Raw genomic sequence first — 8694 nt, 5'->3', positions numbered from 1 at the left:
CTCCCGCCCGCCCGGCGCAGCGCGGCGAGGCCGCCGGGGTGCGCGTGATCAGGCGCCAGCAGCACGGCGACCACCCCGGCCCCGCGCCGCGCCAGCCGCGCCCCGGCGTACAGCGCGTCACCCCCGTTGTCCCCGCTGCCGACCAGCAGCACCACCCGCCGCCCGTACACCCGCCCGAGCAAGTCCGCGCACGCGGCGGCGAGTCCGGCCGCCGCCCGCTGCATCAGCGCCCCCTCGGGGAGCCGCGCCATGAGCGCGCGTTCGGCTGTCCTGACCGTCTCCACGCTGTACCCGGTACGCATGCGGTCGAGTCTGCCCCGGATCCGCCCGGCCCCGCACGCGAAGTCGGGGGAGGCGGCGGCCGGGGCACGCCGCCTTCCGCCGAGTGGCCCGCCTCCGGCGGGTCGTCGAGCATGGGAGTGACCGGCACCTGTGGGTACCGCACCGCGAGCGGAAGGGGCACGAGCAAGATGGCGGACGACCCGGTGCGGGCCGGCGCGTCGCACACGGCCGGGTCCTCCGGCAACGAGCGTTCCCGCCGACGGCTCCACTCGCTGGAGACGCTGCTGACCGAACAGCGGTCGCGGATCGCCGAGTACGTCACCGCCCACGCCGTACCCGTGCGAGAGCCGCACCCCGACGCCCGTACGCCCTCGCCTCCCTCCCCTGTGCCCGCGCCCGAGCCTCCGGCCCGGGAACTGCTGGACGCCCTGCCGCTCCCCACCATGGTGGTCCGCCCGGTGCTCGACGCCGAGGGTTCCGTGGCGGACTTCTCCTACCTGGGCGAGAACATCGCCGCCCGGAACCACTCCGCCCGCCGCCTCCCGCCCGAGGCACTCCCGCCGTGGGCCGGTGCGGTGCCGCTGTGGGAGCGCTTCCCCCACATGGTGGACACGCCTGTGCCCCGCATGCTCACCGCGGCCCACCGGACGGGAAGGGCCCAGGGTCCCGAGTCCGCGGAGTGGTCGCTGCCCGGGCCCGGTGAGCAGACGGTGCGCATCGGCGGCGAGGTGCGCGTAGTGCCCTGCGGCGGTGTGCTGCTGCTCATCTGGGAGCACGGGGACAGCGCCCGGAGGGGCAGGGCCTCGCAGCACCTGGTGCGGGTCTCCTGGGTCGACTGGAACCTCGGCGACGGGTCCGTCGAGGCGTCGGCGGAGCTGTGTGACGTACTCGGCCTGCCGGAGCCGCACCCGATGCCCGACCTGCTGGAGCTGGGCCGCATGGTGACGGCGGACAGCCTGAAGCCGCTGTACCGGGCTGTTCGCGGCGTCCTGCTTCGCGATCAGGACATCGTGGACTGCGAGCTGCGCCTGCCCCCGCCGTACAACCGGATCGTCCGCTTCGTCGCCGAACCGGTCGGTCCCAAAAGCGGCCCCGTGTGGACCGTACGCGCGGTGCTCCACGACGTGACCGAGGACCGCCGCAGCCGGGCACTGGCGGAGCGGGCGGTCGCCCAGGCGCGGGCGCAGCGGGAGCGGGCGGACACGGTCGCCGAGGTGGCCGAGCGGCTGCGCCAGACCGTCCTGCCCAGCCTCCCGGCGGAACTGGCCCGGTACGGCATCGAGACGTCCGTCGTCTACCGCACCGAGGCGCCCACGGCCCGCGTGGGCGGCGACTGGTACAAGACCCGCGTCCTGCCCACGGGCCAGGTGCTGGTCGCGCTCGGCGACGCCCGCGGTCACGGGCTGGACGCCGTCACGCTGATGGCGAAGCTGCGGTTCGCCCTGGTGGGTCTGGCGTTCACCGGTGAGCCGGTGGAACTGCTGACCTCCTGGCTCAACGCGGTCGCCTGCGACGACGGCGACGAGTCCACCGCCACGGCGATCATCGCCCACTACTCCCCCAGCCCCTGTCTGCTGCGCTGGACCTGTGCCGGCCACCCGCCGCCCGTCCTGGTCCGCGACCGGCGGGCACACCTGCTCGACCCACCGCCGGGCGGCCCCGGCATCCCGCTGGGCGTCCTGACCGGCGAAAGCTACGTGGCGGCCGAAACAGCCCTGAGCCCCGACGACGTGGTGCTGCTCTACTCCGACGGCATGATCGAACGCCGCGACTCGGACCCCGACCGGGACACGGCACGCCTGCTGCGGGCCGCCGAGTCGTACGCCCGCGACGGCATCCCGCCGGGTGGCCGGGCGCTGAACACGTACGTCCGTGACCTCGTCCGCCACCTGATCGGACCGCATCCCGGGGACGACTCCACCATCCTCGCCTTCCGCGTCATGGGCGGCGAGGACGACGGGCACTGAGAACGGCAGGCGTCGAGAACGACGGGCGTCGAGGCGGCCGCCCCGTCACCCCTCCGCGACCACCACCGCCGACGCCACGCCCGCGTCATGGCTCAGGGACACGTGCCAGGACCGGACCCCGAGCTCCGCCGCCCGCGCCGCCACGGTCCCCGTCACCCTCAACCGGGGCCGCCCGCTGTCCTCGACGTACACCTCGGCGTCCGTCCAGAGCAGCCCGGCGGGCGCCCCCAGGGCCTTGGCGACCGCCTCCTTCGCGGCGAACCGCGCGGCCAGCGAGGCCATCCCCCGCCGCTCCCCGCTGGGCAGCAGCAACTCGCTCTCCAGGAAGAGTCGTTGCGCCAGGTTGGGCGTCCGCTCCAGCGACGCCGCGAACCGATCGATCTCGGCCACGTCGATACCGACCCCGATGATGCTCATGCCGAGCACCCTACGGGCCGCTCCTCACGCGCCGCCGTCCTCCCGGAGCGTGTGCGCCACCAGGGCGTTGGCGTGCCCGTGCCCCAGACCGTGCTCGGTCTTGAGCCAGTTCACCAGCTCCCTGTGCTTGGTCAGCGGCGAGGAGCGGATGAGGTCCTTCCACTCGGCGATCGACCGGCCGTACTTCTTCTCGATGGAGGGGAAGTAGCCGGCGGGGCCCTTGGCGGTTGCGGTCATGATGGATGCGGTTCCTTCCCGTGTCGCACGTCATTGCTTGTACGACCGAGGCGGAACGGGAAACTCATCGGTCAGGCAGCGGCCAGCTCGCACCACACGACTTTCCCCCCACACACAGATCGGCGCAGGCCTTGACCAGTGCCAGTCCGCGCCCTTCCTCCGACTCAGCCACCCGCTCCAACGGAACCGGCGGCTCCGGCGGCGCGGGGTCGGCGTCCCACGCACCGATCTGTGGGGGGCGCCGTGCCCAAGCTGGACACCGTGGTGCGAGACGGACCGAACGGTACTGCCTTCGTCGACTCAGAAGCACAGCTCGCCGCCTTTCGAACGCTTTTCCGTGAGGTGGAGGCTGTATCACTTGACCCCGATCGGTCGCGTGACTTCATCCACAGGCTGACGAAGGAACTGTGAGGAACCTCCATGACCACCCCCGACAACTGGCGGAAGTCCTCCTACTCCGGCCCCGGCGACGGCAACGACTGCGTGGAGATCGCCAACTCGCCCACCCACATAGTCATCCGCGACTCGAAGGCGCCGACCCGGGCCATCCTCACCTTCCCGACCGGAACCTTCGCCACCTTCCTTGAGTCACTGAAGCCTGACGTCCCGTCGCTTGACCAGTGACCGTGGGCCCGCCCGCTTCTCGGGTCAGTGTCGTGCTTCCGCGGCCACTTGGAAATCACGGCTGGGAAACTCGCCCGAGCCGAGCCCGGAGCTACTCCACCGTCACCGACTTCGCCAGGTTCCGCGGCTGGTCCACCTCGTTCCCCCGCGCCGTCGCCAGCTCGCACGCGAAGACCTGCAACGGCACCGTCGCGACCAGCGGCTGAAGCAGCGTCGGCGTCACCGGGATGCGGATCAGATGGTCGGCGTACGGCACCACCGCCTCGTCGCCCTCCTCCGCGATGACGATCGTGCGCGCACCCCTCGCGCGGATCTCCTGGATGTTGGAGACGATCTTGTCGTGGAGAACGGACCGGCCACGCGGCGACGGCACCACCACGACCACCGGCAGGTCCTCCTCGATCAACGCGATCGGTCCGTGCTTGAGCTCACCCGCCGCGAAACCCTCGGCGTGCATGTACGCCAACTCCTTGAGCTTAAGCGCGCCTTCGAGAGCGACCGGATAACCCACGTGCCGCCCCAGGAACAGCACCGTGTTCTTGTCGGCCAGCGAGCGCGCCATCTGCCGTACCGGCTCCATCGTCTCCAGGACCCGCTCCACCGCGCCGCCGATCCGCGACAGGTCACGGATCACCGCCTGGATCTCGTCGCCCCACTTGGTGCCCCGCACCTGCCCCAGGTACAGCGCCACCAGGTAGCACGCCACCAGCTGCGTCAGGAACGCCTTCGTCGACGCGACCGCGACCTCCGGCCCCGCGTGCGTGTACAGCACCGCGTCGGACTCGCGCGGGATGGTCGAGCCGTTGGTGTTGCAGATGGCCAGCACCTTGGAGCCCTGTTCGCGGGCGTGGCGCAGCGCCATCAGCGTGTCCATCGTCTCGCCCGACTGGGAGATGGCGATGACGAGGGTCTGCGCGTCCAGGATCGGGTCCCGGTAGCGGAACTCGCTCGCCAGTTCCACCTCGCACGGAATCCGTGTCCAGTGCTCGATGGCGTACTTGGCGATCAGGCCCGCGTGGAAGGCCGTACCGCAGGCGACGATGACGACCTTGTCCATCTCGCGGAGTTCCGAGGCGCTGATCCGCACCTCGTCCAGCGTCAGGTTGCCGGCCCCGTCGATGCGGCCCAGCAGCGTGTCGGCGACCGCCTTGGGCTGCTCGGCGATCTCCTTGAGCATGAAGTAGTCGTAGCCGCCCTTCTCGGCGGCGGCAGCGTCCCAGTCGACGGTGTAGGAGCGGACCTCGGCCGGCCGGCCGTCGAATCCGGTGACCGTCACCCCGTCCCGGCGCAGTTCCACGACCTGGTCCTGCCCCAGCTCGATCGCCGAGCGCGTGTGGGCGATGAACGCGGCGACGTCGGAGGCGAGGAAGGCCTCGCCCTCGCCGACACCCACCACCAGCGGGGAGTTGCGGCGGGCGCCCACGACCACACCGGGCTCGTCGGCGTGCACGGCGACCAGCGTGAACGCGCCCTCCAGGCGGCGGCACACCAGCCGCATGGCCTCCGCCAGGTCGGCGCAGGAGGAGAACTCCTCGGCGAGCAGGTGCGCGACGACCTCGGTGTCGGTCTCGGAGGACAGCTCGTGCCCGCGCTCGGCCAACTCGGCCCGCAGCGCGGCGAAGTTCTCGATGATGCCGTTGTGGACGACGGCGACCCGCCCGGCGTTGTCGAGGTGCGGGTGGGCGTTGGCGTCCGTGGGTCCGCCGTGGGTGGCCCACCGGGTGTGGCCGATGCCCGTGGAACCGGTCGGCAGCGGCCGGTCCGCCAGCTCCTTCTCCAGGTTGACCAGCTTCCCGGCCCGCTTCGCCGCCGCCAGCCCGCCGTCGGCGAGCACGGCGACGCCGGCCGAGTCATAGCCCCGGTACTCCAGCCGCTTCAGCCCGGCCATCACGACCTCGAGCGCCGACTGCGACCCCACGTATCCCACGATTCCGCACATGGGCGGCAGCCTACGGGCCGACGCGGGGCGAAAGTGGCGACTTCGTGCCCGAAATCGGAAATTCCCACCGGGGCGGGAAGCGTCCTGGTAACTCCCACCGGGCAGGGCATGCACCGGTGGGAGTCCGGATCACTTCAGCTTGGCGAGCTGGGCGTCGACGAGTTCCGCGGGGAAGTCGAAGTGCTTGCCGCTGGCGGCCGAGGCGAGGTTGAAGGCGGGGAAGTAGGCCAGGGTGGCGCCCTTGCGGACGACGACGCCCTTGACCGGTGCCTTGACGCCCTCGGCGTCCATCGTCGCGGTCACGGCCAGTGCCTCGTCGGCGCCCTGCGGCGCGTCCGTGGTGGCGACCTTGACGATCTTGACCTTGTCGCTGCCCATGGCGTAGGAGAAGCCGTCGGCGCACTTCGTCGCGGCCGTGTTCAGCTCCTTCATCGCCTGCTCGGCGCCGCCGTCCTCGTAGGAGGCCAGCGTGGCCACGACCTTCGCCCGGTTCAGGGCGGCCAGCATGGCGTCCTCCGGCTTCGCGCCGGCCTCGGGCTTCTGCGCGTCGCCCAGCCAGGACCGCTTCACGGTGGCCGCCGGCTCGCCGACGTAGCTGCCGGCCTGGAGGTACGCGAGCGGGGCGCAGGCCTCGTCGTCCGCCTTCACCTTGTCCTGCGCGACGTCGTCCGCCGCCGGAACCTTGGTGGTGACCTTGCCGCTCTTGACGTCCGCCTGGGTGAGCGCGGCCTTCTCCAACTCGTCGGCGGTCAGGGCCTTGGCGGGGGCCGCGGAGGGGGTCTTGTCCGCCTGGGCGGTCTTGCCGTCACCGGCCTTGTCCGAGCTGCCGGAGCTGTCGCTGTCGGACGAACCGCCGCAGGCGGTGGCGAGCAGGGCCAGAGCGGCGGCGGACGCGGCAAGGGCCGTACGACGGACCATGAGGGATCTCACGGGAAGGCACTCTCTTCTCTTCTGACGGCGGACATCTCCGCACCGGTTCCGGCGCAGCCTACGCACAGCGACCCCACAGATGATCATGAATTCGCCACCTGACACCCGACCGTGACACCGACGTGATCTCCTCTTCCCCACGTGACACAGCCCACCCTGCGCGCGGTTCGAACTCCGTTAACAATGGACTGTGATCTCTCCGGTCTCCTCGATATCCCGGAGCGCCCACCGGTCCCGGCCGGAGGCGACTCCCTACGTCGACCTCACCCGCGCCGAGTGGAGCGCGCTGCGCGCCAAGACGCCGCTGCCGCTGTCCGCCGAGGAGGTCGAGCGGTTGCGCGGTCTGGGTGACGTCATCGACCTCGACGAGGTGCGGGACATCTACCTCCCGCTGTCGCGGCTGCTCAACCTCTACGTCGGCGCCACTGACGGGCTGCGCGGCGCGCTGAACACGTTCCTCGGGGAGCAGGGGTCCCAGTCCGGTACGCCCTTCGTCATAGGGGTGGCGGGATCGGTCGCCGTCGGGAAGTCGACCGTGGCCCGGCTGCTGCAGGCACTGCTGTCCCGCTGGCCGGAGCACCCGCGGGTCGAACTGGTCACCACCGACGGGTTCCTGCTGCCGACCCGGGAGCTCCAGGCACGGGGCCTGATGTCACGCAAAGGCTTCCCGGAGTCGTACGACCGCCGCGCGCTCACCCGTTTCGTCGCCGACATCAAGGCCGGCAAGGACGAGGTGACCGCCCCGGTCTACTCCCACCTCATCTACGACATCGTCCCCGGCGAGAAGCTGACCGTACGGCGCCCCGACATCCTCATCGTCGAGGGGCTCAACGTCCTGCAGCCCGCCCTGCCCGGCAAGGACGGCCGCACCCGGGTCGGGCTCGCCGACTACTTCGACTTCAGCGTGTACGTCGACGCGCGCACCGAGGACATCGAGCGCTGGTACCTCAACCGCTTCAAGCGGCTGCGCGAGACCGCCTTCCAGGACCCGTCCTCGTACTTCCGCACGTACACACAGGTGTCCGAGGAGGAGGCCCTCGACTACGCCCACACCATGTGGCGGACCGTCAACAAACCGAACCTCGTGGAGAACATCGCGCCCACCCGCGGCCGGGCCACGCTCGTGGTGCGCAAGGGCCCGGATCACAAGGTGCAGCGGCTGAGCCTGCGCAAGTTGTGACGTGCACGGACGTCTACGCTGCCCTCCATGCTGCATGTGCGCCTGATCACACCGCCCGAGCAGACCGACGACGTGGTGCGTCTGATCGAGTCGGCGGTCGGCACCGCGCACCTCGTCGTCCTGCCGTCCGCGGCCCGCAGACCTGCCGGTGACGTGGTCCTGTGCGATGTGGCGCGCGAAGCCGGTGACGAACTCCTCGATGGGCTGAGGGAGTTGGGGGTCGACCGCAGCGGCTCCATCACCGTCGAGAACCTCGACCTGACGTTGTCCGAGCAGGCCGAGCAGGCTGAGAAGAAGGCGCCGGGCGAGGCCGCCGACGCGGTGCTGTGGGAGGAGTTGGCGGAGGCCACGAGCGAGGAGTCCTCGCTCTCGGTCACCTACCTCGCCTTCATCACGCTGGCCACGATGATCGCCGCGTGCGGTGTGGTGCTCGACAACGCCGTCCTGATCGTCGGCGCGATGGCCGTGGGACCGGAGTTCGGGCCGCTGGCGGGCATCGCCACCGCGCTGGTGCAGCGGGCGCCGCGACTGGCACTGCGCTCGCTGACCGCCCTGCTGGCCGGCTTCGCGCTGGCGATGACAGTGACGGTCGGCTTCGCGCTGTCCATGGACGCGGTCGGGCTGTTCAGCGAGGCCAAGCTGGAGGGCCCACGGCCCGGCACCGGCTTCGTCGCCGTCCCCGACGCGTTCTCCTTCGTCGTGGCGGTCCTCGCCGGAGCCGCCGGCACGCTCTCCCTGACGTCCGCCAAGTCCGGCGCCCTGGTCGGCGTCGCGATCTCCGTGACGACCATCCCGGCCGCCGCCAACGCCGCCGTCGCCCTCGCCTACGGCGACACCGCCCAGACCTGGGGATCGACGGTCCAGTTGTTGCTGAACCTGTCCGGCATCGTCCTGGCCGGCACGCTCACCCTGCTCGTCCAGAAATGGCTCTGGTCGAGACAGCGCGAGCGCGGCACCGGGAAAGCCGGTTAGACCGCCGACGGATCAGGTCGGAGCGCGTCCTGCTCCGCCTTGCAACTGCCCGCGCCAGCCCCGCTCACCTGGGCTGACAGGTCCTGTGGCCTGCGGCCGGTCCGTGGTCGGCCGTACGCCCGGCCCCGGCCGTACGGCCGACCACG

The 8694-nt window shown here is 71.2% G+C and carries 9 protein-coding genes and 2 pseudogenes; 5 read left to right on the top strand and 6 right to left on the bottom strand.

The window, feature by feature from the left end; genetic code table 11:
- Nucleotides 1-302, bottom strand: a 302-nt coding sequence (locus DEP02_RS20355) for an NAD(P)H-hydrate epimerase (RefSeq protein WP_332871990.1), incomplete at its 3' end; no start/stop codon positions are given.
- Nucleotides 303-470: 168 nt separating this feature from the next.
- Between DEP02_RS20355 and DEP02_RS20350 the strand changes: the two genes are divergently transcribed.
- Nucleotides 471-2249 carry a PP2C family protein-serine/threonine phosphatase gene (locus DEP02_RS20350; RefSeq protein ID WP_112469118.1) on the top strand — a complete coding sequence of 593 codons (1779 nt, stop codon included), beginning with the start codon at nt 471-473 and terminating at the stop codon, nt 2247-2249.
- Nucleotides 2250-2294: 45 nt separating this feature from the next.
- Here DEP02_RS20350 and DEP02_RS20345 read toward each other — a convergent pair whose 3' ends face one another.
- The 3 genes and pseudogenes from DEP02_RS20345 to DEP02_RS34900 all read right to left on the bottom strand — a co-directional run.
- Nucleotides 2295-2666: a holo-ACP synthase gene (locus tag DEP02_RS20345; protein WP_112469119.1), complete on the bottom strand. Its 372-nt coding sequence runs from the start codon at nt 2664-2666 to the stop codon at nt 2295-2297.
- Nucleotides 2667-2690: 24 nt separating this feature from the next.
- Nucleotides 2691-2903, bottom strand: coding sequence for a DUF4287 domain-containing protein (locus DEP02_RS20340; protein ID WP_112469117.1), 213 nt, complete (start codon nt 2901-2903; stop codon nt 2691-2693).
- Nucleotides 2904-2974: 71 nt separating this feature from the next.
- Nucleotides 2975-3153: pseudogene (locus tag DEP02_RS34900) on the bottom strand (ATP-binding protein); the annotation flags it as partial.
- Between DEP02_RS34900 and DEP02_RS20330 the strand changes: the two are divergent.
- Together DEP02_RS20330 and DEP02_RS20325 are read left to right on the top strand one after the other, a co-directional pair.
- Nucleotides 3135-3314, top strand: a pseudogene (locus DEP02_RS20330) (Scr1 family TA system antitoxin-like transcriptional regulator); the annotation flags it as partial. The pseudogenes DEP02_RS34900 and DEP02_RS20330 sit on opposite strands and share 19 nt — an antisense overlap.
- Nucleotides 3315-3323: 9 nt before the next feature.
- Complete coding sequence (locus DEP02_RS20325) at nt 3324-3527, top strand: DUF397 domain-containing protein (protein WP_112469115.1); 204 nt, start codon at nt 3324-3326, stop codon at nt 3525-3527.
- Nucleotides 3528-3618: 91 nt separating this feature from the next.
- Here DEP02_RS20325 and glmS read toward each other — a convergent pair whose 3' ends face one another.
- Nucleotides 3619-5466 carry a glutamine--fructose-6-phosphate transaminase (isomerizing) gene (glmS, locus tag DEP02_RS20320; protein WP_112469114.1) on the bottom strand — a complete coding sequence of 616 codons (1848 nt, stop codon included), beginning with the start codon at nt 5464-5466 and terminating at the stop codon, nt 3619-3621.
- A 129-nt stretch (nt 5467-5595) separates the two neighbouring features.
- Entirely contained in the window at nt 5596-6384 is a 789-nt protein-coding gene (locus DEP02_RS20315) for a hypothetical protein (RefSeq protein WP_438947784.1), read from the bottom strand.
- Nucleotides 6385-6586: 202 nt separating this feature from the next.
- Here DEP02_RS20315 and coaA point away from each other — a divergent pair, with 202 nt between their 5' ends.
- Together coaA and DEP02_RS20305 are read left to right on the top strand one after the other, a co-directional pair.
- Nucleotides 6587-7576: a type I pantothenate kinase gene (coaA, locus tag DEP02_RS20310; protein WP_112469112.1), complete on the top strand. Its 990-nt coding sequence runs from the start codon at nt 6587-6589 to the stop codon at nt 7574-7576.
- Nucleotides 7577-7603: 27 nt separating this feature from the next.
- Nucleotides 7604-8548: a DUF389 domain-containing protein gene (locus tag DEP02_RS20305; protein ID WP_112469111.1), complete on the top strand. Its 945-nt coding sequence runs from the start codon at nt 7604-7606 to the stop codon at nt 8546-8548.
- Nucleotides 8549-8694 lie beyond the last annotated feature (146 nt).

This window comes from Streptomyces triticisoli (assembly GCF_003270085.1).
GTDB lineage: Bacteria > Actinomycetota > Actinomycetes > Streptomycetales > Streptomycetaceae > Streptomyces > Streptomyces triticisoli.
This window is presented reverse-complemented; position numbering and strand designations above follow the sequence as displayed.

What these genes read in the sequence shown, in the direction of transcription:
- DEP02_RS20350 (WP_112469118.1), top strand. Translation starts at nt 471, where the DNA reads ATGGCGGACGACCCGGTGCGGGCCGGCGCGTCGCACACGGCCGGGTCC.
- DEP02_RS20315 (WP_438947784.1), bottom strand. Translation starts at nt 6,384, where the DNA reads ATGGTCCGTCGTACGGCCCTTGCCGCGTCCGCCGCCGCTCTGGCCCTG.
- DEP02_RS20340 (WP_112469117.1), bottom strand. Translation starts at nt 2,903, where the DNA reads ATGACCGCAACCGCCAAGGGCCCCGCCGGCTACTTCCCCTCCATCGAG.
- DEP02_RS20325 (WP_112469115.1), top strand. Translation starts at nt 3,324, where the DNA reads ATGACCACCCCCGACAACTGGCGGAAGTCCTCCTACTCCGGCCCCGGC.
- DEP02_RS20345 (WP_112469119.1), bottom strand. Translation starts at nt 2,666, where the DNA reads ATGAGCATCATCGGGGTCGGTATCGACGTGGCCGAGATCGATCGGTTC.
- glmS (WP_112469114.1), bottom strand. Translation starts at nt 5,466, where the DNA reads ATGTGCGGAATCGTGGGATACGTGGGGTCGCAGTCGGCGCTCGAGGTC.
- DEP02_RS20305 (WP_112469111.1), top strand. Translation starts at nt 7,604, where the DNA reads ATGCTGCATGTGCGCCTGATCACACCGCCCGAGCAGACCGACGACGTG.